This window comes from Burkholderia sp. BCC1993, assembly GCF_905339865.1.
Classification (GTDB): Bacteria; Pseudomonadota; Gammaproteobacteria; order Burkholderiales; family Burkholderiaceae; genus Burkholderia.
This window is the reverse complement of the sequence record NZ_CAJPGZ010000019.1, coordinates 101,429-121,825: the sequence shown is the minus strand read 5'-3', so window position 1 is coordinate 121,825 and position 20,397 is coordinate 101,429. Positions and strand designations below refer to the sequence as shown.

The window sequence follows — 20,397 nt, the reverse complement described above, 5'->3', positions numbered from 1 at the left end:
TTTTTGTCCGTGGCGCTCAGTCGCGCGACGCGCGGCGCAGGATGCGCTGCAGGTACGCGTCCGTATCGGGCGGCGTGCCGGTGCGCTGCGCTTCCCAGATCGTCTCGCCGAGGCACTCCATGATCATGTGCTGCGCCTCGTGGGTCGAGTCGAGCTTCGCGGCCAGCTTGTCGTGCGCGGCGCGGATGCCGGGCGGCTGGTCGATCGACAGCTGCTCGCTGATCGCGAGGTGCATCGACAGATGCAGGAACGGGTTCGTGCGGCCTTCCTCGGGCGTATAGTTGCGCGCGGCGGCGCTGTCGGCGTCCGCGAGGTCGTCGTGATATTCGGGGTGCTCGACGATCCAGTCGGCGGCCATCGCTTCCAGCGGCGTCAGGATCTCGCCTGCGCGCTGCTTGCGCCAGGTCTCGGTGAAAAAGCGACGGACTTCGTCGCGACTCGGATTGAACATGGTGGGGAAACGTCGTGATTCGGGCGGCGTCATGCCGCGTCGCGCATTGTACGCCGGGTCGGCGCACGGCGCTGGCGGCGGGTGGGGCCGGCGGCGGGTGGCGCAAGCGGGGCGCTTGCCGCGCGCAGCGGATGCAGCGGGCGCATCGGGACATCGGGCACATCAGGCACACCGGGCACATCAGGCACATCAGGCACATCAGGCACATCAGGCACATCGGGCGCCGTGCCGGTCGGTGCGGGCCGGCGCGGCGCCGGCCGCCGCGCAACGGGTAAGCGCGGGCTAGGCTGCCGGCCGCCGCGCCGCTACACTCCGACGATTCCGTCGTCGCGCTCGCACCGCTCCATCATGTCCGCCACCGCCCGCTCATCGTCCGCCGCGCTACAGGGCGCGCTCTATGTCGCGCTGTCTGCCGCCGCCTTCGGCGCGATGGCGATCTTCGGCCGCTATGCGTATGCGGCCGGCGTCGACGTGCTCGGGCTGCTGATCGTGCGCTTCGCGATCGGCGGCGCGATCCTTGCCGCGATCGCGCGGCACCGCCGCGTCGCATGGCCGCGCGGCCGCACGCTCGCGCCGCTCGTCGCGATGGGAGCGCTCGGCTACGTCGGGCAGTCGTTCTGCTATTTCAGTGCGCTCCAGCATGCGCAGGCGAGCCTCGTCGCATTGCTGCTGTACCTCTATCCGGCCTTCGTCACGCTGCTGGCCGCATGGTGGCTCGGCGAGCGCCTCACGCGCGCGAAGGCGGTCGCGCTCGTGCTCTGCGTCGCGGGCTCCGCGCTGATGGTCGGCGGCGGCCACGGCGAGCCGCTCGGCATCGCGCTCGCGCTGGCCGCCGCGGTGATCTATTCGCTGTACATCGTCGGCGGCACGAAGGCGACGCGCGGCGTCGATCCGCTCGCGACCACCGCCATCATCTGCCTGTCGGCGACCGCGACGCTCGTCGCGATCGCGATCGTGCGGACCGCGGCGTTCGGCGCGCCGCCGCGCTGGCCGGCAACGGCCGGCGGCTGGGCGTCGATGCTCGCGATCGCCTTGGTGTCGACGGTCGCCGCGATGCTCGCGTTCTTCGCCGGGCTCGAGCGGCTGGGGGCTGCGCGCACGTCGATGCTGTCGACGCTCGAGCCGGTCGTGACGGTCGCGCTCGCGGCGCTGCTGTTCGGCGAGGCGCTGTCGCCGCTGCAGTGGGCGGGCGGCGTCGCGATCCTCGCGGCCGTGCTCGCGCTCGTGCGCGCGGGCGGCGCGGCGGCCGACGACGCGACGGCGACGTCCAACGCATAGCAGTGCAGGGACAAGCCGCGGGCGCTGCAATGGCGTCCGCGGGTCGTGCCGCGCGCCGCGCGCGGCTCGAGCGGCCGCGTGCGGTGCGTCAGCCGCGGCTGACGCTCACTCGATCGGCGGCGGCGTCTTCGGCCGGAATTCGCACAGCGGCTCGATCGCGCAGTGCCAGCATTCGGGCTTGCGCGCCTTGCACACATAGCGCCCGTGCAGGATCAGCCAGTGATGCGCGTCCTGCAGGAATTCCTTCGGCGTGAACTTCTCGAGCGCGGCCTCGACGGCCCGCACGTCCTTGCCCGGCGCGAGCCCCGTGCGGTTCGCGACGCGGAAGATGTGCGTGTCGACCGCGATCGTCGGCTGGCCGAACGCGGTGTTCAGCACGACGTTCGCGGTCTTGCGGCCGACGCCCGGCAGGCTCTCGAGCGCTTCGCGATCGGCCGGCACCTCGCCGTCGTAGCGCTCGAGCAGGATGTTGCACGTCGCGATCACGTTCTTCGCCTTGGTGCGGTACAGGCCGATCGTCTTGATGTAGTCGGCGACGCCTTCTTCACCGAGCGCGACGATTTGTCGCGGGGTGTTCGCGACCGGGAACATCTTGCGCATCGCCTTGTTGACCGACACGTCGGTCGCCTGCGCGGACAGCATCACCGCGATCAGCAACTCGAACGGCGTCGTGTATTCGAGCTCGGTGGTCGGATGCGGATTGAGGCTTTGCAGCGTTTCGTAGATCGCGCGTCGTTTCGTGGCGTTCATGGACGGTTCTTGTCGGGCGGCGCGGACGGGCCGTTCCGGTCGTCGTGGTTCGGATCGTCGGGGGTGTCGCCGGCGGCCTCGGCGTCGCGCGGCGCCTGCTGTTCGGCGAGCCGCTTGCGGCGGGCTTCGGCCGCGTCGATCTGCGCCTGCACGGCCGCGCTCACGCCTTCGGTGTTCTTCGGCCCGGCGCCTTGCCCGGACAGTTCTTCCTTCTTCTTGCGTGCGCGTTCGAGCGCGGCGGCGATGATCGCGCGTTTCTTCGCGTCGGCGTCGTCGGCAGGGGCCGCGGCCGGTGCGCCCGGCTGTTCCGCGGCCGGCGCAGCCTTGGCCGCGCCGGCGCCGGCGCTGGCCGCGCGGCGGGCGGCGGCGCGCGCCTCGGCGGCCTCGCGTTCGCGACGCTGGCGGGCGAGCCGGCGGTCGTGGCGCTCGCGCGCGGCGTCCGCCTGTTCCTGCGACCACGCGTCCCAGCCGGTGCGCTCGTCGGTCACGGGGACCATCGCGATGCAGTCGACCGGGCAGGGCGGCACGCACAGGTCGCAGCCCGTGCACAGCGATTCGACGATCGTGTGCATCTGTTTCGGTGCGCCGACGATCGCGTCGACCGGGCACGCCTGCATGCACAGCGTGCAGCCGATGCACAGGCTTTCGTCGATGAACGCGACGGCGCGCGGATGCTCGGCGCCGTTGACGGGGTTCAGCGGGATCACGGGCTTGCCGAGCAGGCGCGCGAGGCGTGCGATGCCTTCGGCGCCGCCGGGCGGGCACTGGTTGTAGTTCGCGTCGCCGGCGGCGATCGCTTCGGCGTACGGACGGCAGCCGTTATAGCCGCACTTCGTGCATTGCGTCTGGGGAAGCAGATCTTCGATGCGATCCGCGAGGGTCTTGGAATCGGTCACGGTGACAACGGGCGCAGCAGCGCCGAATGGCTCTCGGCCGCGTCTGGCGCGGCCGGAAAGGTTTGCCAAACCTTGATTATCGCCGATTTCCCGCATTGCGCTGGACGCTGTCTGTGCGCATAATCGAACCGCTTTTTTGCAGGGGCTCAGCAGGAGGGCGGCCGCATGCGGCGCGCTCGTTCCAGGGCAGCCGGCGCCGAGGCGGTGGGGGTGCCGGTCCGGATCACGCGGCTCACATAGCAAAACGCCACCATGAATCAGCCAAAAATCAAAAGAGATCCTGAAGGTACCCGCCGCCGCATCCTGATGGCGGCAGCCGAAGAGTTCGCGAGTGGAGGGCTGTTCGGCGCACGCGTCGACCAGATCGCGCGCCGGGCCGAAACCAACGAGCGCATGCTCTACTATTACTTCGGCAGCAAGGAGCAGCTGTTTACGGCCGTGCTCGAACACGCGTTCTCCGCGCTGACCGAGGCCGAGCGCGTGCTCGATCTGGATGGCGTCGCGCCCGTCGAGGCCGTCACGCGGCTCGCGCATTTCGTGTGGGACTACTACCGCGATCATCCCGAGCTGCTGCGGCTCATCAACAACGAGAACCTGCACGAAGCGCGCTACCTGCACAAGTCGACGCGGATCCGCGAGATGATGTCGCCGATCGTCGCGAAGCTCGGCAACGTGCTGATGCGCGGCCAGAAGGCCGGGCTGTTCCGCAGCGACGTCGATCCGCTGCGCTTCTACGTGACGCTGTCGGGGCTCGGCTATTACATCGTGTCGAACCGCTTCACGCTCGCCGCGACGCTCGGCCGCGACTTCAGCGAAGCCGACGAGCGCGCGGAGATGGTCAGGATGAACACCGAGGTGCTGCTCGCGTATCTGCTGCGGCGCTGAGTTGACGAACCGTCGAATCGACGCTGACGAACCGACGCGTCGATGAGCCGCCGCGACCGCGACCGCCGGATGAAAAAAAACGCCGCCGTGCGCAAGCAACGGCGGCGTTTTTGCGTCGGAACGCGGTGCGTCAGGCGGCCTTGCGCGCCCGCACGGGCTTGGCGCGCGTGCTGCCTGCGCGTTTCGCGGCCGGTGCGGCCTTCGCGACGGCCGTCCTGGCGGGTGCGACCGTCACGGCCGGCGCTTTCGGGCGCGTGCGTTTCGCGGCGGTGGCGCGCACCGTCGTTTCAGGCTGCGGCGTGGCGGCCGGCACGGCGCCGATCGTGGTTGCGTCCTGTGCATCGGGAGGCAACTTCGTCGTGCCGTTCTTCGGTTCCGGCGCATGCTCGCGGATGAAGTCGCGCAACTGCGGATAGATGATCGTGCGCCAGCGGCGGCCCGAGAAGATCCCGTAGTGACCGCACTTCTCGGCGGTCAGGCTGCGGCGGTCGTCCTGCGGGATGCCCGTGCACAGCTCGTGCGCGACGTGCGTCTGGCCGCTGCCCGAGATGTCGTCGAGTTCACCCTCGATCGTCATCAGCGCGGTGTGCTGGATGTCCTGCGGACGCACGCGCTCGCCTTCGACATCCCACGTGCCTTCCGCGAGCCGGAATTCCTGGAACACGACGCGGATCGTCTCGAGGTAGTACTCGGCCGCCATGTCGAGCACCGCGTTGTACTCGTCGTAGAAGCGGCGGTGCGCCTCGGCGTCGTCCTCGTCGCCGCGCAGCAGGCTCTGGTAGAAGTCCCAGTGCGATTGCGCGTGACGTTCCGGGTTCATCGCGACGAAGCCCGTGTGCTGCAGGAAGCCCGGATACACGTGGCGGCCTTCGCCCGGATAGTTGGCGGGCACCGTGTGGATCACGTTGTTCTCGAACCACGAGGTCGAGTGTTGCGTAGCCAGCGAATTCACCGACGTCGGGCTGCGGCGCGCGTCGATCGGGCCGCCCATCATCGTCATCGTGAGCGGCGTGTCCTCGCCGCGGCTCGCCATCAGCGAGATCGCCGCGAGCACCGGCACGGTCGGCTGGCACACGGAGATCACGTGCAGGTTGCGCGCGCCGATGTGGCGGATGAATTCCTGGATGTACGCGATGTAGTCGTGCAGGTGGAACGGGCCGACCTCGACCGGCACCATCCGCGCATCGATCCAGTCGGTGATGTACACCTTGTGATCCTGCAGCAGCGTGCGCACGGTGTCGCGCAGCAGTGTCGAGTGGTGGCCCGACAGCGGCGCGCAGACCAGCACGACCGGCTCGTCCTTCAGCTGCGTGACGGCATCGGCGTCGTCCGAATAGCGCTTGAAACGCAGCAGCCGGCAGAACGGCTTCTCGATGATCGTCTGCTCGACGATCGGGATGTTGTGGCCGTCCTTGACGATCTGGTGAAGGTTGAATTCGGGCTTCTCGTAATCCTTGCCGAGCCGGTACATCAGTTCGTACGCGGCGGCCATCCGCGCCGCGCCGGGCATCAGCGAGAACGGGCTGGACGGATTGGCGAACGACTTGGAGGCGGCCTGGGCCCAGGCCGTGAGCGGGCTCAGCATCGCCCGCTGGAATTCGTGCAGTTGGTAAAGCATGCAGACTACTCCCGCTTGGGGGACGGTGCGCAGGGGCGGCGTGTGGCGTCGCGGCGTGCCGTGTGGGTCAGCGACCGGCCATGTTGCAGTGCGGCCGGACAATCGAGTCGATCATATCGGACAACGATGAATGTTGCAACGCAACATTTCTCCGATTTTTCATCAAACGTTTGCGAATTGACGATCTCTGAAGAAGCCGCTCCACCCCCGGTCAGCGCCCCGTCGCCACGGCCGGCGCCGGCTGGCCGGCCGCGCGCGCCATGGCCTCTTCGTGGTGCATCAGGTTCATCGCGGTATGCACGAGCGCCACGTGCGAGAACGCCTGCGGGAAATTGCCGACGAGCCGGCCGTCGACCGGATCGTATTCCTCGGCGAGCAGCCCGAGGTCGTTCGACAGCGAGAGCAGCCGGCTGAACAGCCGGTGCGCGTCGTCGATCCGGCCGAGCAGCGCGTAGTTGTCGACCAGCCAGAAGCTGCACGCGAGGAACGTGCCTTCGCCCGGCGGCAGGCCGTCGTCGTACTCGGTCGTGCGGTAGCGCATCACGAGGCCGTCGTGCAGCAATTCCCGCTCGATCGCGTCGACCGTGCCGACGATGCGCGGGTCTTCCGGCGGCAGGAAGCCGAGCAGCGGCAGCAGCAGCACGCTCGCGTCGAGCTCGTCACTGCCGTAGCTCTGGGCAAACGCCCGTTTGCCCTCATGCCATGCGTTGTCGCACACGTCCGCGTGAATCCGGTCGCGCAGCGCGCGCCAGCGGTCGAGCGACGCGGGCAGCCGGAACATCTCGGCCGACTTGATCGCGCGGTCGAACGCGACCCACGCCATCACCTTCGAGAACGTGAAGTGGCGGCGGCCGCCGCGCGTCTCCCAGATGCCCTCGTCGGGTTCCCGCCAGATCTTCTCGAGATGGTCGAGCAGCGAGCACTGGACGGACCACACCGTGTCGTCGGCCTGCAGGCCGCCCACGCGCGCGAGGTGCAGCGCGGCCATCACTTCGCCGAACACGTCGAGCTGGAGCTGGTTCGCGGCGCCGTTGCCGACGCGCACCGGTTTCGAATCCTGGTAGCCGGGCAGCCAGTCGAGCTCCATTTCCGGCAGCCGGCGCTCGCCCGCAATCCCGTACATGATCTGGATCTGCTCGGGCGAGCCGGCCATCACGCGGCCGAGCCACGTGCGCCACGCGCGCGCCTCGTCGTAATAGCCGCCGCGCATCAGCGCGAGCAGCGTGATCGTCGCGTCGCGCAGCCAGCAGTAGCGGTAGTCCCAGTTGCGGTTGCCGCCGATCTTCTCGGGCAGCGACGTGGTCGGCGCCGCGACGATGCCGCCGGTCGGCTCGTACGCGAGCGCCTTCAGCGTGATCAGCGAACGACGCACGGCGGCCGCGTAGCGGCCCTGCACCTGGCAGCGGCCCGACCATTCGAGCCAGTAGTTCTCGGTGCGCGCGAGCATCGACAGCGCATCGCGCGCGGGCGGCAGCCGCAGGTGCGACGCCGCATAGCTGAGCGAAAACGGCACACGTTCGTCGGCGCTCACCGTGAATTCCGCGAGCGTATGGAGGTTCTTGCCGGTGAGCGGCACCGGCGTGCGCAGCACGACGGTATCGGGGCCGGCGATCGCCTTCATGCCGTCCTCGCGCGTCAGCTGCGTGACCCACGGGATCGAGAAACCGTAGTCGAAGCGCAACACCAGTTCCATGCGCATCTTCATCGTGCCGTGGCGGCCGACGACGATCCGCACCAGTTCGGACCAGCCGTTGCCGGGCGGCATGAAGTCGATCACGGTGACGGCGCCGTCGGCGCTTTCGTAGTCGGTTTCGAGGATCAGCGTGTCGCCGCGATAGCGGCGCGTCGTGTGCGTGATCGCGGCGTCGGCGGCCGGCGCGAGCAGCCAGCGGCCGTGCTCGGGCGTGCCGACCAGCGCCGCGAAACAGGCGCCCGAATCGAAGCGGGGCCAGCACAGCCAGTCGACGGAGCCGTCTTTCGAGATCAGCGCGGCGGTGTGGCCGTCGCCGACGAGGGCGTAGTCTTCGATCAGGGCGGGCATGGGCAAGCGGTCCTTGGATATTCGAGTTCACAATGCAGGGCTGCGGCGCCCGGGCTTCACGCGCCGGCGTCGCGCCCCGTATACTCGCCCGGGCGGCGGAGCGCATGAACGGCCGGCGTTTCGTCCTATCTCAACACTTGAAGCGACTCGATGCAAGGAGGATTCAATGCCCAACCGTTTACGCGAGCGTGACGCGCGCGCTTCGACACGAGGGTTCCCGCTTAGGTTCGCTCACTGGATGAAAGGTTTCGCGCTCGTGCTTTCCTTGTCCGCGACCCACGCCTTCGCACAGCAATCGCCGGCACCGGCCGACGGCGTCTACAACCTGCTCGTCGGCACCTATACGGGGCACGGTAGCGACGGGATCTACGTGTACCGCTTCGATACGAAAACGGGCAGCATCGCGCCCGTGTCGTCGGCGAAGACCGTGAATCCGTCCTACCTGTTGCCGAGCCGCGACGGTCGCACCGTCTACGCGGTCAACGAACTGCCCGGCGACAACGGGCCGGCCACGCAGCGCGGCGGCGTCAGCGCGTTCGGCTTCGATCCGAAGACGGGGGCGCTCACGTTCATCGACCGCGTGTCGTCGGAAGGGAACGATCCTTGCTATCTCGCGCTGTCACCGGACGGCAAGTACCTCGTCACGGCCAACTACTCGGTCGCGGCCGATCCGGGCGGCAGCTTCGCCGTGTTCCCGATCCGGGACGGCGGCGCGGTCGGCCCGGCCGTTCTGACGGTGCATCACGAGGGCACGGGGCCCGTGAAGGGGCGCCAGGACGGCGCGCACGTGCATTCGACGGTGTTCTCGCCCGATGGCCGTTACCTGTTCGTGCAGGACCTCGGCGCGGACAAGCTCTACGGCTACCGCTACACGGTGGACGGCAGCCGCGGGCTGATCAGCCCGACCGACACGCGATACACGCCGGTGAAGGCCGGCTCCGGCCCGCGTCACATGGTATTCAGCGCCGACGGCCGGTTCGCGTACGTGACGAGCGAACTCAACGCGTCGGTCGAGGTGTTCGGCTACCGCGACGGCAAGCTGACGCCGGTCGAGACGCAGCCGATGACGGTGCCGGGCTTCAAGGGCAAGGTCGGCGGCGGCGCGATCCACCTGTCGCCGGACGGACGCTTCCTGTACGCGAGCAACCGCGGCGACGTGAACGACATCGTGATCTACGCGGTGAACCAGGCCGACGGCCGGCTGAAGACCGTCGGGCGCCAGTCGAGCCTCGGCAGGACGCCGCGCGAATTCCTGATCGATCCGACCGGCAAGTGGCTGATCGTCGGCAACCAGGACAGCGACACGTTCTACGTGTTCAGCCGCGACGTCGAAACGGGGCAGCTCGGCGCGAATCCGCAGAAGGTGGCGGTCGGCAGCCCGGTCGACTTCAAGCTGGTGCCGGCGGCGCTGTAGATCGCCGTCCATGAAAAAAGGGCGCTGCCAACGCAGCGCCCTTGTTCGTCCGGGCGGCCGCTTGCGCGGGGCGCCCGGATCGATCGTCGGCGGCCGTGCGGCCGCCATGCTCAGTCGGCCGCCGCCGGCACGAGCACCTCGCGGCTGCCGTTGATGCCCATCGGCGACACCAGTCCGGCCGCTTCCATCTGCTCGACGAGGCGCGCGGCGCGGTTGTAGCCGATGCGCAACTGGCGCTGCACCGACGAGATCGACGCGCGCCGCGTGCGCACGACGAACGCGACCGCTTCGTCGTACAGCGGATCGGCTTCCGCATCCGGCGCGTCGCCGAACAGGTCCTGCGTCGCACCGTCGGCGGCCGGGCCGTCGAGAATCCCCTCCTCGTACTGCGGCTCGCCGAACTGCTTCAGGTATTCGACGATCCGGTGCACTTCCTCGTCCGCGACGAACGCGCCGTGCACGCGCTGCGGGTAGCCCGTGCCCGGCGGCAGGAACAGCATGTCGCCCTGGCCGAGCAACGATTCGGCGCCCATCTGGTCGAGGATCGTGCGCGAGTCGATCTTCGACGACACCTGGAACGCGACGCGCGTCGGGATGTTCGCCTTGATGAGGCCGGTGATCACGTCGACGGACGGGCGCTGGGTCGCGAGGATCAGGTGGATGCCGGCCGCGCGCGCCTTTTGCGCGAGACGGGCGATCAGCTCCTCGATCTTCTTGCCGGCGACCATCATCAGGTCGGCCAGCTCGTCGATCACGACGACGATCAGCGGCAGCTTCGACAGCGGCTCGGGATCGTCGGGCGTCAGCGAGAACGGGTTGCCGATCTTCTTTTCCTTCGCCTCCGCGTCGCGGATCTTCTGGTTGAAGCCCGCGAGATTGCGCACGCCGACGGCCGACATCAACCGGTAGCGCTTCTCCATTTCGCCGACGCACCAGTTCAGTGCATTCGCCGCGAGCTTCATGTCGGTGACAACCGGCGCGAGCAGGTGCGGGATGCCTTCGTAGACCGACAGCTCGAGCATCTTCGGGTCGATCATGATCAGCCGCACGTCCTCAGGCGTCGCCTTGTACAGCAGCGACAGGATCATCGCGTTGATCGCGACCGACTTGCCCGAACCCGTCGTGCCGGCAACCAGCATGTGCGGCGCCTTCGCGAGATCGGTGACGACCGGGTGGCCGGTGATGTCCTTGCCCATCGCGATCGTCAGCTGCGATGTCGAGTGCTGGTACTGGCGCGATTCGAGGATCTCCGACAGGCGGATCATCTGGCGTTTCGCGTTCGGCAGCTCGAGGCCCATGCAGGTTTTGCCGGGAATCGTCTCGACGACGCGGATCGACGTGAGGCCGAGGCCGCGCGACAGGTCCTTCATCAGGCCGACGATCTGGCTGCCGCGCACGCCGAGCGCGGGTTCGATCTCGAAGCGCGTGATCACCGGGCCTGCCGATGCGCCGACCACCGTCACCGGCACCTTGAACTCCTGCAGGCGCTGCTCGATGACCTGGCCCGTCTGCGCGAGGTGTTCCTCGGTGATCGTTTCGACGTCGTCGGACGCGGGCTCGAGCAGGTCGAGCGTCGGCAGCTCGACGTTGAACGATGCGGGTGCGTGGAATTCGAACGCGTTCGGGCGCGGCTGGCGCTCGGGTGCGGCCGATGCATCGGCGGCCGGAGCGCTCGATTCCGCCGGTGCCGGCGGCACGGTGGCCGCGGGCGGCGTTGCGGCCGGAAGCGGCGATGTCGTGGCGGCCGGGATGGTGATGCCGGTTGTCGCGGGCGTCGTGCCGATGTCGGACAGGGACCAACTCGCCGGCGCAGCGGCGGGAGCCGGCGAGGTGGTGAACGACGGGGCCTGCGGCAGCGGTGCGGACGCGATGGATTGCGCCGGTGTCGCCGTGTCGACAGATCCGCCCGGCGCGGAGTAGGTCGGCAATGCCGAGACCGACGGGGGCGCGGAAGTCGGCGACGCGGCCGGTGCCGTCGCGGCGGGGGCAGCGGCGAAGGAGGCCGGCGCGCCATTTGTCGCGGCAGGCGTGGCGCTGGTTGTCGTCTGCGCTGCTCCGGTCGTCGCGGCCGGCACACCGAATGCCGAACCGTCAGGCGTGCGGGTGGTCGATGCTGCCGAAGGCGTCGCCGATGCGGTCGACGTTGCGGCCAATGCGCTGCCCGACGAGGTGAAAGACGCGGCGGCAGGCGACACCGACGTGCGTTGCGCAGGTTGCGATCCGGTTGCGCTGAAGGACGTGCCGGTCGATGCGGGCGCCGTGGCGGCTGCCGCGGTCGGCGCGGATGCGAACGGCTGCGCGGTGGCCGGGCCGGAAGCGCTCGCTGCAGACGTCAGGGCAGAAGCCGCTGCCGCTGCGCTTGGCTCGGCCGCAAAAGCTTGTGCCGTTGTCAGGCCGGGGGCGCCAGTCACGGGTATGGGGGCGGATGTCGCCGCTGCCGCGGTCGGCGTGGGTGCGGACGGCTGCGCGGCGGACGGGACGGAGGCACTTGTCGAAGGCGTCCGGGCAGGCGTCGTCGGTGCGGGTGCCGGCGCGACCGTGCTCGATGCCGGATCCGTGGCGTCGATCGTCGACGCTGCGGCAGCCGGCACGCGAACGCTGGAACCGTACGCAGTATCCGTGACACTCACCGGCGCGGACGGCGCGGACGGCGCAACGGGCGCAGCAGGCGCAATAGGTGCAACAGGTGCAACAGGTGCAACGGGTGCATCGGGCGCATCGGGCGCATCGGGCGCAACAGGTGCAACAGGCGCTACTGATGCGGCCGGTCGCGACAGCGAACCGGCGGCCGGGTTCGTCATGCCGGTAAACGCAGGCGCTGCGGCGACAGGTGTGCTGTTCGGCGTGTTCGCGGGTGCCGGCGCAGCAGAACCGGGTGCGCTGCCGACGGGCGACGACGCGTCAGCTGCCGAGGTCGTCTGCGCACCAGCGAAGGGCTCAGCGGACAACGGCTTCGACCATGATGCGGAGGAGGCAGCGGCGTCGACGGACGCAGGTTCCGTGGCCGCGGCGGTCGCCGCCGCCGGTGCCGGCGGCGTGGCGCGTTGCATGCCTGCAGGCGACGGAGCGGTTTCGCCACCGTGCTTTGCTGCCGCGTGCCAGACCGTTCCCGTCACGGCGCCGGCCGGTGCCTTGTTCGACGCGGCCGAGGCTGCCGTCGTCGCTGCTGCGACGGGCATCGCATCGGTACGCGGCTGCGTCGGCGTTGCCGCGATCGACGAAGCGGAGAGGGGAGGAGGCGGCGTGACGGGCTGGACCGGCTTCACAACATCCTGCGTCGCGTGCGCGTGTTCTTGCGCAACGACCGATACGGCGGTATCGGCAAGCGCCGCAGCTTGCGATTGGACCTGGCCGACAATTCCTGCGGCCGTTGCCGCATCCTTCGCATCGACGGTGCGGCCCGTGGCGCTTACGGTCGACGTGACAGCGGCCGAAGGCGTCTCGACCGCTGCGCTCGCGGCCACCGACTCATCCGCGTCCGACAGTGGCACGGCAATCGGGCTTTCATGCGACGCGCCGAGCCCGGAAACCGGTGGGCTGACGATGTCTTCCCACGGCGCAAAGTCGATCGGGGCATCGAATGCCGGCGCGGCAGGGGCATCGGAGTCGTGTCGATGCTCGCCGTCCGCACGACGCGTCGGTTCATCGGTCTCGACGCGGAAATCCGGCATGGCATGCCGCATGGCCTCGCCGAAGGCCGGGGCGCCCGCATCAACGGCAGGCGCTTGCATGCTCGGCTCGGCCGGCATGAATGCATCCAGCACGATCGGTGCGTCGTCATAGGCCGGCGCCGCTTCGTGCGCATCCGGACGGCCTGCGTCGCGGGGCGCGGCCTGATGCGCGTCCGCAACGATCCCGGCCGGTACGGCCGTCGACCCCGACTCGGCGACGCTGCCCGCCGCTGCAACCGCGCTGGCCACGGTCGCCGCGGCGGCCGGCGCCGACGACGCATCGGTCGACCGCACACCGTCCAGCGTCGCCCACTGCGCGGTACTGGCTTCGATCGAGCGCAGCGTGTCGTGAACGCTCGGTGCCGGCGTGATCGGCTCCGCGGGCTGTTGAACCCACGCGTAGAGCGGCGCGCGTGCGGGGGCCGGCGGCGCGGGGCGGCGGCGTGCCGCGTCCGGCGACTGGCCGGCGGCGCCGGCGCCCGTCACCGGGCGGGCGGGCGTGCGCGGCGTCGTCGCGGCGGCCGGGCGTGGCGTGACCGCGGTGCGCGGCGCGGCCGGCTGCTTCAGCGCGGCTGCGGCCGGTCGCGCGGCGGTCGGTTGCGGCCGGACGGGCTCGAACCCGGCCGGCAGCGGGGCCGGACTGGGGCGCGGCACCTGGGTGTTCGCGGCGGCGCGCGCGAGGCTGGCGGTGCTGCCGGTCGTCGGGGGCGGCATGGCGCTCGTCGCGCCCGGTGCGGGCGGCGGGGGCATGCGATTGGCCGACGTCGGCTTCAGCCAGCCCGTCGGCGCGACCGGCTCGGCGAGCGGACGCGGCGCGGGCTTGCTGCGCGGCTTCGGCCGCGCCTGCGGATCGGGCTTCCACAACGTCGGGCGCGAATACCGGCCGTTCTGCCGCGGCGCCATCGAGTTGACGGTATGGGCGGTGCTCGGCTGCACGATGTCGTCGTCGCGATGCAGCGCGCTGCGCGGCAGGTCGGCAACGCCGCGCACGTCGTCGTCGACGTCGCGCGCGAGCTTGACGCCGAACGACGTGTCGACCCACGCGGCGAACTGCCGCCAGCCGATGCCGGTCAGCCACGGCAGGCCCGCGAAGAACAGCACGACCATCGCGACCGGCGTGCCGATCGGGCCGAGCACATGCGCGAAGCCGTTCGAGAACGCGTGGCCGAGCGCATTCGAGTCGGGGCCCGACAGCGGGCTCGTCAGCGCGCAGCTCGCGACGAACACGGCCGCGAAGCCGAGCCACAGGCGAATCGAGCCGCGGCCGGCGAGTCCGCCGCCGCCGGGCAGCATCGTCTGAACGAGACGCCAGATGAGAAGGAGGAACCAGACGGCGGAGATGCCGAACCAGCCGAAGACAACCGTGTGCATGCTTTGATGAAACAGGAAGAGGGCGGGGAGCGCGGTGCGCGACCCGCCGAGTTTAACCGGCCGACGAACAGGACTCTAAGGCAGTTTGAAGGCGTCGAAGCGCTTCCAGGCCGCGGGACGCATGCGTCCGGGATCCGCGCGCGGCGAAGGCGGCCGATCGGCCTTCGCCCGCGCGCTGCATCAGGGGCTCCGGCGCGTGAAGGTCAGCGTCGCGCCGGCTTCGGTCACGATCTGCAACTGCTGCGGCTCGCGCATCTGCACGCCGGTCTTCCCGATGTGCGCGAGCGCATCGAGGTACGCGTGCTCGAGCTGGCCGCCGAGCGTGTTCGGGCATGCCATGCGCGTGCCGGCGAGCGGCCCGAAGCTCAGCAGGCCGTTCTTGAGCGCGTAGGTTCCCATATAGCGGTTGCAGCCCGAAAAGCCGCTGGCGCGGCGGACGCCCGCTTCGGTGGACAGCGCGAGCTTGATCGGCTCGCCGTTGTCGCCGTGCGGAATCGTGCGCGGCGTGCCGTCGGCGTTCACCCAGCTCGTGAGCTCCCAGCTCGTGTCGTCGAGCAGCTGGACGGCGGCGGGGTTGTACGGGTCGGGTGCGGGGGCGGCGGAATCGGGGTGGGTCGGCATCGCGCAGGCGGCGAGAAGCGTGGCAAGCGTCAACGCGCAGAGCGGCGCGCGCAGCGGGCGAAGCAGGCCGGTGCGTGCGCGTGCGGCGGCGGACAGGTGGGACATGAGCCTCGTTCCTCATCGGATTCTGATCAAGGCGTAAGAGTAACGCACCCGCCCCGCGTGAGGCGAGCCGACACTTCGCGCGTGAAAACGTTCGCAATCCGCCCGCGGGCCTCGCGGGGCGGGGCGGCGATGCGACGAAACCGACCGGGCCGGCGCGGGTGCGAGTGGGGTGTGCGTCGGGTGTGCGTGTTAACATCGAAGCCGTTTTCGTCCTCCAACAGAACCAGCGGGAAATCACATGCAGATCGGTCAGCGGCTCGGTACGCCGCTCTCACCCTCGGCCACGCGCGTCATGCTGCTCGGCGCGGGCGAACTCGGCAAGGAAGTCATCATCGCGTTGCAGCGGCTCGGCGTCGAAGTCGTCGCGGTCGACCGCTATCCGGACGCACCGGGCCATCAGGTCGCGCATCGCGCGCACGTGATCGACATGACCGACGCCGCCGCGCTGCGCGCGGTCGTCGAGGCCGAGCGTCCGCACCTGATCGTGCCGGAGATCGAGGCGATCGCGACCGATGCGCTCGCGGCGATCGAGGCGGCCGGCCTGGCCGAGGTGATCCCGACCGCACGTGCGACGCAGCTCACGATGAACCGCGAAGGCATCCGCCGTCTCGCGGCCGAGGAACTCGGGCTGGCAACTTCGCCGTACGCGTTCGCCGAGTCGTTCGACGCGTTCAGCGCGGCCGTCGCGAAGATCGGCATGCCGTGCGTCGTGAAGCCGGTGATGTCGTCGTCGGGCAAGGGACAGTCGGTCGTGCGGACCGAGGCCGACGTGAAGCCCGCCTGGGACTACGCGCTGGCGGGCGGCCGCGTGAACCACGGCCGCGTGATCGTCGAGGGCTTCGTCGATTTCGACTACGAGATCACGCAGCTGACCGTGCGCGCGATCGACCCCGCGACGCTCGAGACGCGCACCTACTTCTGCGAGCCGGTCGGGCACGTGCAGGTGGCGGGCGACTACGTCGAGTCGTGGCAGCCGCAGCCGATGAGCGCCGTCGCGCTGGAAAAGTCGCGCGAGATCGCGCACAAGGTGACCGAGGCGCTCGGCGGGCGCGGGCTGTTCGGCGTCGAGCTGTTCGTGCGCGGCGACGAAGTCTGGTTCTCCGAGGTGAGCCCGCGGCCGCACGACACCGGCCTCGTCACGCTCGCGTCGCAGCGCCAGTCGGAGTTCGAACTGCACGCGCGCGCGATTCTCGGGCTGCCGGTCGATCCGGCGCTCGGTTCGCCGGCCGCGTCCGCGGTGATCTACGGCGGGCTCGACGAGCGCGGTATCGCGTTCGAGGGCGTGCGCGACGCGCTGGCCGTGCCGGGCGCCGACCTGCGCCTGTTCGGCAAACCGGAAAGCTTCGCGAAGCGGCGCATGGGCGTCGCGCTCGCGACCGGCGCGACCGTCGACGAAGCCCGCGAACGCGCGAAGCGCGCCGCGGCGGCCGTGCGGCCCGTGTCGGCGCGCTGACACGACCAGGAGAGCGCGATGGCGTCGACATGGCAGCGGATCGGACGGATCGGCAAGCTGGGCGCCACGCTGGCGCTGGTCGCGAGTCTCGCGGGGTGCGGCCTCGCGGCCGCGCCGTGCCGGGTCGCATCGGCCGGGCTGAAGATCGTGCCGCTCGTCGGCCACGTCGCGGCCGTGCCGACCGACGCGTGCGCCGACGTCATCGATCCCTGACCGGCGAACCCTCGATCCCTAACCAACGATAATCGCGCGTCCCGCGAGGGCGCGCTTCCACCCGTCTCGTGAGAGGAACTGCATGATTCGCCACACCCTCGCCGCGCTCGCGCTGGCCGGCACCGCCGTTTCCGTCGCGCAGGCCGCGCAACTGACCGTCGAGGAGATCGACGCCGATGCGCGCGTGCAGACCCTCTATCAGTGCGCGAACCAGAAGCAGCCGGTACGCGTGTCGTACTGGCGCGCGGGCAACGGCCAGAGCTTCGCCCTGGTGCCGGTCAACGGGCAGCAGCTGCTGTTCGTCGATACCGTTTCGGCGTCGGGCGCGCGTTACCAGGCCGGACGCTATACCTGGTGGACGAAGGGCAGGGAAGGGACGCTGCGCGACGAGATCGCCGACCAGAACGCGGCACCGCTGCTGGGCGACTGCGTGCAGGTCGAGAAGAAGAAAAAGAAGAAGGGTTGAACGCGGCGCCACGATCGGATACGCCGTGCGGGCGTGCCGGTTGCCGCGATCGATCCGGGCAGCCGGGTTCGACCGCGGACCGGACGGCGGAGCAGGCGGCGCTCGGGCTCGCCGGCGGCCTGTCGATTCCCCGAGGCAGATGCCCGAGATTCGACCCTGTATTTTGACCATCAGCCGATCGGGATAGCCCGATCGCACGACGCATCCGCCCCGCGCCCGGCCTGCCGACGCACGCTGCGAGCCGCCGCCGGGGCCGTTCGCGGCGTTGTCACGGACAGATTGCTGCGCAGTGCTACAATACGGCCCTTTCCGCCGGCATTCGCGCCGAACGGAGTCCGCACGGCCTGTGGTGCCCGATGTTCGAATTGAACCGGTCCCAAGCGCCAGAGCGGCGCCGCGCGGCGCGCCGCGGCTCCGTCTACTTCCGAAATGTGATGAGCGCAGGCCCGGCCGGCCTGACGCACGAAGTCCCCGCCGCGCCTTTTGAGCGAAACGCCACCATGTCCGATTCTGTCGCCAAGCCAGTCGACGCAACCTTCGATCAATTCGGCCTTGCCGCCGATATCCTGAAAGCCATTGCGGAGCAGGGCTATACGACGCCGACGCCGATCCAGGCGCAGGCCATTCCGGTCGTGCTCGCCGGCCGCGACGTCATGGGCGCCGCGCAAACGGGCACCGGCAAGACCGCGAGTTTCTCGCTGCCGATCCTCCAGCGCCTGCTGCCGCAGGCCAACACGAGCGCATCGCCCGCGCGCCACCCGGTGCGCGCGCTGATCCTCACGCCGACCCGCGAGCTCGCCGACCAGGTCGCCGCGAACGTGCATGCGTACGGGAAGCACACGCCGCTGCGCAGCGCGGTCGTGTTCGGCGGCGTCGACATGAACCCGCAGATGGCCGAGTTGCGCCGCGGCGTCGAGATCCTGATCGCGACGCCGGGCCGCCTGCTCGACCACGTGCAGCAGAAGACCGCGAACCTCGGGCAGGTGCAGATGCTCGTGCTCGACGAGGCCGACCGGATGCTCGACATGGGCTTCCTGCCGGACCTGCAGCGCATCCTGAACCTGCTGCCGAAGGAGCGTCAGACGCTGCTGTTCTCGGCCACCTTCTCGCCGGAAATCAAGAAGCTCGCGTCGACCTACCTGCGCAACCCGCAGACGATCGAGGTCGCGCGCAGCAACTCGACCAACGCGAACGTCACGCAGATCGTCTACGACGTCGCCGAAGGCGACAAGCAGGCCGCTGTCGTGCAGCTGCTGCGCGATCGCGGGCTCAAGCAGGTGATCGTGTTCTGCAACAGCAAGATCGGCGCGAGCCGGCTGGCCCGCAACCTCGAGCGCGACGGCGTGGTCGCCTCGGCGATCCACGGCGACAAGACGCAGATCGAGCGAATGCAGGCCCTCGACGCGTTCAAGCGCGGCGAGATCGAGGCGCTGGTCGCGACCGACGTGGCCGCGCGCGGCCTCGACATCGCCGAACTGCCGGCCGTGATCAACTTCGACCTGCCGTTCAACGCGGAAGACTACGTGCACCGGATCGGCCGCACGGGCCGCGCGGGCGCGACGGGCGATGCGCTGTCGCTGTGCAGCCCGAACGAGCGCAAGCAGCTCGCCGATATCGAAAAACTGATCAAGCGTCCGCTCGAGGTGCAGACGCTCGCGCTCGACAAGCCGGCGCGCCATCGTCACGACGACCGTGGCGGCGAGCGCGGGGGTGAGCGCGGCGGCGAACGCGGCGGCCGTCGCGAGCGCGACGAGCATCGCGGTGCGTCGGGGCGTCGTTCGGGCGGTTCCGAGCGTGGCGGCCATCACCGTCGTCACGAGGCGCCGGTCGACGATTTCTTCCTGAAGCCGTACGAACCGTCGGCGCCGGCGAAACAGCCGGAAGAGACCAAGTCCGCGCAGCAGCCCGAGAAGAAGGGGCCGAAGCGTCAGGTCGCCGCGCTGCTGGGCGGCTTCGGGATGCCGCGCAAGCCGTCGGCATAAGCGGGCGGTTCGGGCGGTCGGTGCGGCGCGCGAGCGCTGCCGCGAAAACGGGTGCATGCGATGAGCATGTGCCCGTTTTTCATTGGGCGAGACGATTGCGAAGGGACAGGGGCGAGGGGGGGCCGTTGCCGCATGACGGCGACGGGGATTCCGGTGCTGTGGCGTCAGCGGATATGACGTTCGGTCCGGCTTCCGTCACGCTTGCCTGCGTCCGAATTCAACGTCGAACGATGCAGGAATGCGGGTGGCGCAGACGCTGGGCTATAAACGCCTCAACCGGCGCGCGGCCCGAAGCGACGCGCCCACGCATCGATCGCGGACGTGTAGAACGCATCCATCGTCGTGCCCGATGACTCGCTATCGGTCGACAGGCCGAGATGCGCGGCGGCGGCGCGCAGCGCCGGCAGCGGATCGTCGCGCTCGAGCGCGATCGCGCCCGTCTGCTTGCTGAGCTTTTCGCCGTTCGCGTCGACGACGACGGGCACGTGCAGGTACGCCGGCGTCGGCACGCCGAGACAGCGCTGCAGGTAGATCTGGCGCGCGGTCGAATCGAGCAGGTCGGCGCCGCGCACGACGTGCGTGATGCCTGCGTCGGCATCGTCGACCACGACCGCGAGCTGATACGCCCATTGGCCGTCGGCGCGCTTCAGCACGAAATCGCCGACCTCGGTCGCGAGGTTCTGCGCTTGCGTGTGCTGCCAGCGGTCGTCGAACGTGACGAGCGCCGCGTCGCCGTCCGGCACGCGCAGCCGCCACGCGCGGGCGGGCTTGCCGTGCAGGCCGGTGCGGCAGGTGCCCGGGTAGGCGAGCGTCGTGTGGCGCTCGTGCGCGGCACGCAGCGAATCGGCGATTTCCTTGCGCGTGCAGCCGCACGGATAGACGAGCCCCGCGGCGACGAGCCGTTCGAGCGCGGCCGTGTAGTCGGCCTCGCGCGTGCTTTGCCACACGGGCGGCTCGTCGGGCGTCATGCCGAAATGCGCGAGCGTCGCGAGGATGTCGTCGGCGGCGCCGGGCACCGTGCGCGGGCCGTCGATATCCTCGATGCGCACGAGCCATGCGCCGCCGTGCGCGCGCGCGTCGAGCCAGCTCGCGAGCGCACCGACCAGCGAGCCGAAATGCAGCGGGCCGGTGGGCGACGGCGCGAAGCGGCCGCGGTAGCCGTTCATCGGGGCGCGGAGCGAC

At 69.9% G+C, this 20,397-nt stretch carries 15 protein-coding genes; 7 read left to right on the top strand and 8 right to left on the bottom strand.

Going from position 1 to position 20,397, the window contains the following annotated elements:
* Positions 1 to 16: 16 nt before the first annotated feature.
* Positions 17 to 484: a DUF1841 family protein gene (locus U4Y91_RS29015; RefSeq protein WP_415750509.1), complete on the bottom strand. Its 468-nt coding sequence runs from the start codon at positions 482 to 484 to the stop codon at positions 17 to 19.
* Between the two features lie 315 nt (positions 485 to 799).
* Between U4Y91_RS29015 and U4Y91_RS29010 the strand changes: the two genes are divergently transcribed.
* A complete protein-coding gene (locus U4Y91_RS29010; RefSeq protein WP_321807947.1) occupies positions 800 to 1,729 on the top strand; it encodes a DMT family transporter in 930 nt (309 codons plus the stop codon).
* Positions 1,730 to 1,834: 105 nt separating this feature from the next.
* Here U4Y91_RS29010 and nth read toward each other — a convergent pair whose 3' ends face one another.
* Together nth and rsxB are read right to left on the bottom strand one after the other, a co-directional pair.
* Positions 1,835 to 2,479 (bottom strand): endonuclease III, encoded by a 645-nt coding sequence (gene nth, locus U4Y91_RS29005; protein ID WP_321807946.1) that lies wholly within the window; start codon positions 2,477 to 2,479, stop codon positions 1,835 to 1,837.
* Positions 2,476 to 3,471 (bottom strand): electron transport complex subunit RsxB, encoded by a 996-nt coding sequence (gene rsxB / locus U4Y91_RS29000; protein WP_321807945.1) that lies wholly within the window; start codon positions 3,469 to 3,471, stop codon positions 2,476 to 2,478. Before rsxB ends, nth begins: the two co-directional genes overlap by 4 nt.
* Positions 3,472 to 3,627: 156 nt before the next feature.
* Here rsxB and U4Y91_RS28995 point away from each other — a divergent pair, with 156 nt between their 5' ends.
* Positions 3,628 to 4,260 carry a TetR family transcriptional regulator gene (locus tag U4Y91_RS28995; protein WP_041490613.1) on the top strand — a complete coding sequence of 211 codons (633 nt, stop codon included), beginning with the start codon at positions 3,628 to 3,630 and terminating at the stop codon, positions 4,258 to 4,260.
* Between the two features lie 130 nt (positions 4,261 to 4,390).
* Here the strand turns inward: U4Y91_RS28995 and U4Y91_RS28990 are convergent, their stop codons facing one another.
* Together U4Y91_RS28990 and U4Y91_RS28985 are read right to left on the bottom strand one after the other, a co-directional pair.
* Entirely contained in the window at positions 4,391 to 5,878 is a 1,488-nt protein-coding gene (locus U4Y91_RS28990; RefSeq protein WP_321807944.1) for a polyhydroxyalkanoate depolymerase, read from the bottom strand.
* Positions 5,879 to 6,089: 211 nt separating this feature from the next.
* The gene (locus tag U4Y91_RS28985) at positions 6,090 to 7,919 is read right to left on the bottom strand and encodes a glycoside hydrolase family 15 protein (protein ID WP_321807943.1); all 1,830 of its coding nucleotides are present in this window, start codon (positions 7,917 to 7,919) and stop codon (positions 6,090 to 6,092) included.
* A gap of 166 nt (positions 7,920 to 8,085) precedes the next feature.
* On the opposite strand from U4Y91_RS28985, the gene U4Y91_RS28980 reads away from it, so the two are divergent.
* Positions 8,086 to 9,333 carry a lactonase family protein gene (locus tag U4Y91_RS28980; protein WP_321807942.1) on the top strand — a complete coding sequence of 416 codons (1,248 nt, stop codon included), beginning with the start codon at positions 8,086 to 8,088 and terminating at the stop codon, positions 9,331 to 9,333.
* Positions 9,334 to 9,443: 110 nt separating this feature from the next.
* Here the strand turns inward: U4Y91_RS28980 and U4Y91_RS28975 are convergent, their stop codons facing one another.
* Positions 9,444 to 14,375 carry a DNA translocase FtsK gene (locus U4Y91_RS28975; protein WP_415750508.1) on the bottom strand — a complete coding sequence of 1,644 codons (4,932 nt, stop codon included), beginning with the start codon at positions 14,373 to 14,375 and terminating at the stop codon, positions 9,444 to 9,446.
* Between the two features lie 180 nt (positions 14,376 to 14,555).
* Positions 14,556 to 15,101, bottom strand: coding sequence for an META domain-containing protein (locus U4Y91_RS28965; RefSeq protein WP_044844729.1), 546 nt, complete (start codon positions 15,099 to 15,101; stop codon positions 14,556 to 14,558).
* Between the two features lie 238 nt (positions 15,102 to 15,339).
* Between U4Y91_RS28965 and purT the strand changes: the two genes are divergently transcribed.
* From purT to U4Y91_RS28945, 4 genes are all read left to right on the top strand, one after another.
* Positions 15,340 to 16,554 carry a formate-dependent phosphoribosylglycinamide formyltransferase gene (purT, locus tag U4Y91_RS28960; protein ID WP_321807941.1) on the top strand — a complete coding sequence of 405 codons (1,215 nt, stop codon included), beginning with the start codon at positions 15,340 to 15,342 and terminating at the stop codon, positions 16,552 to 16,554.
* A gap of 18 nt (positions 16,555 to 16,572) precedes the next feature.
* Complete coding sequence (locus U4Y91_RS28955) at positions 16,573 to 16,767, top strand: DUF6726 family protein (protein ID WP_321807940.1); 195 nt, start codon at positions 16,573 to 16,575, stop codon at positions 16,765 to 16,767.
* Positions 16,768 to 16,849: 82 nt separating this feature from the next.
* Positions 16,850 to 17,233 carry an MliC family protein gene (locus U4Y91_RS28950; protein ID WP_321807939.1) on the top strand — a complete coding sequence of 128 codons (384 nt, stop codon included), beginning with the start codon at positions 16,850 to 16,852 and terminating at the stop codon, positions 17,231 to 17,233.
* Between the two features lie 434 nt (positions 17,234 to 17,667).
* A complete protein-coding gene (locus tag U4Y91_RS28945; protein WP_321807938.1) occupies positions 17,668 to 19,215 on the top strand; it encodes a DEAD/DEAH box helicase in 1,548 nt (515 codons plus the stop codon).
* Between the two features lie 272 nt (positions 19,216 to 19,487).
* Here the strand turns inward: U4Y91_RS28945 and gluQRS are convergent, their stop codons facing one another.
* Positions 19,488 to 20,381 (bottom strand): tRNA glutamyl-Q(34) synthetase GluQRS, encoded by an 894-nt coding sequence (gluQRS, locus tag U4Y91_RS28940; RefSeq protein ID WP_321807937.1) that lies wholly within the window; start codon positions 20,379 to 20,381, stop codon positions 19,488 to 19,490.
* Positions 20,382 to 20,397 lie beyond the last annotated feature (16 nt).

Excerpts from the sequence above, each read along its gene's own strand:
- nth (WP_321807946.1), bottom strand. The coding sequence starts at position 2,479 with ATGAACGCCACGAAACGACGCGCGATCTACGAAACGCTGCAAAGCCTC.
- U4Y91_RS28985 (WP_321807943.1), bottom strand. The coding sequence starts at position 7,919 with ATGCCCGCCCTGATCGAAGACTACGCCCTCGTCGGCGACGGCCACACC.
- U4Y91_RS29015 (WP_415750509.1), bottom strand. The coding sequence starts at position 484 with ATGACGCCGCCCGAATCACGACGTTTCCCCACCATGTTCAATCCGAGT.
- rsxB (WP_321807945.1), bottom strand. The coding sequence starts at position 3,471 with ATGCGGGAAATCGGCGATAATCAAGGTTTGGCAAACCTTTCCGGCCGC.
- U4Y91_RS28955 (WP_321807940.1), top strand. The coding sequence starts at position 16,573 with ATGGCGTCGACATGGCAGCGGATCGGACGGATCGGCAAGCTGGGCGCC.
- U4Y91_RS28965 (WP_044844729.1), bottom strand. The coding sequence starts at position 15,101 with ATGTCCCACCTGTCCGCCGCCGCACGCGCACGCACCGGCCTGCTTCGC.
- U4Y91_RS28980 (WP_321807942.1), top strand. The coding sequence starts at position 8,086 with ATGCCCAACCGTTTACGCGAGCGTGACGCGCGCGCTTCGACACGAGGG.
- U4Y91_RS28950 (WP_321807939.1), top strand. The coding sequence starts at position 16,850 with ATGATTCGCCACACCCTCGCCGCGCTCGCGCTGGCCGGCACCGCCGTT.
- U4Y91_RS28945 (WP_321807938.1), top strand. The coding sequence starts at position 17,668 with ATGAGCGCAGGCCCGGCCGGCCTGACGCACGAAGTCCCCGCCGCGCCT.
- purT (WP_321807941.1), top strand. The coding sequence starts at position 15,340 with ATGCAGATCGGTCAGCGGCTCGGTACGCCGCTCTCACCCTCGGCCACG.
- gluQRS (WP_321807937.1), bottom strand. The coding sequence starts at position 20,381 with ATGAACGGCTACCGCGGCCGCTTCGCGCCGTCGCCCACCGGCCCGCTG.
- U4Y91_RS28990 (WP_321807944.1), bottom strand. The coding sequence starts at position 5,878 with ATGCTTTACCAACTGCACGAATTCCAGCGGGCGATGCTGAGCCCGCTC.
- U4Y91_RS28975 (WP_415750508.1), bottom strand. The coding sequence starts at position 14,375 with ATGCACACGGTTGTCTTCGGCTGGTTCGGCATCTCCGCCGTCTGGTTC.
- U4Y91_RS28995 (WP_041490613.1), top strand. The coding sequence starts at position 3,628 with ATGAATCAGCCAAAAATCAAAAGAGATCCTGAAGGTACCCGCCGCCGC.
- U4Y91_RS29010 (WP_321807947.1), top strand. The coding sequence starts at position 800 with ATGTCCGCCACCGCCCGCTCATCGTCCGCCGCGCTACAGGGCGCGCTC.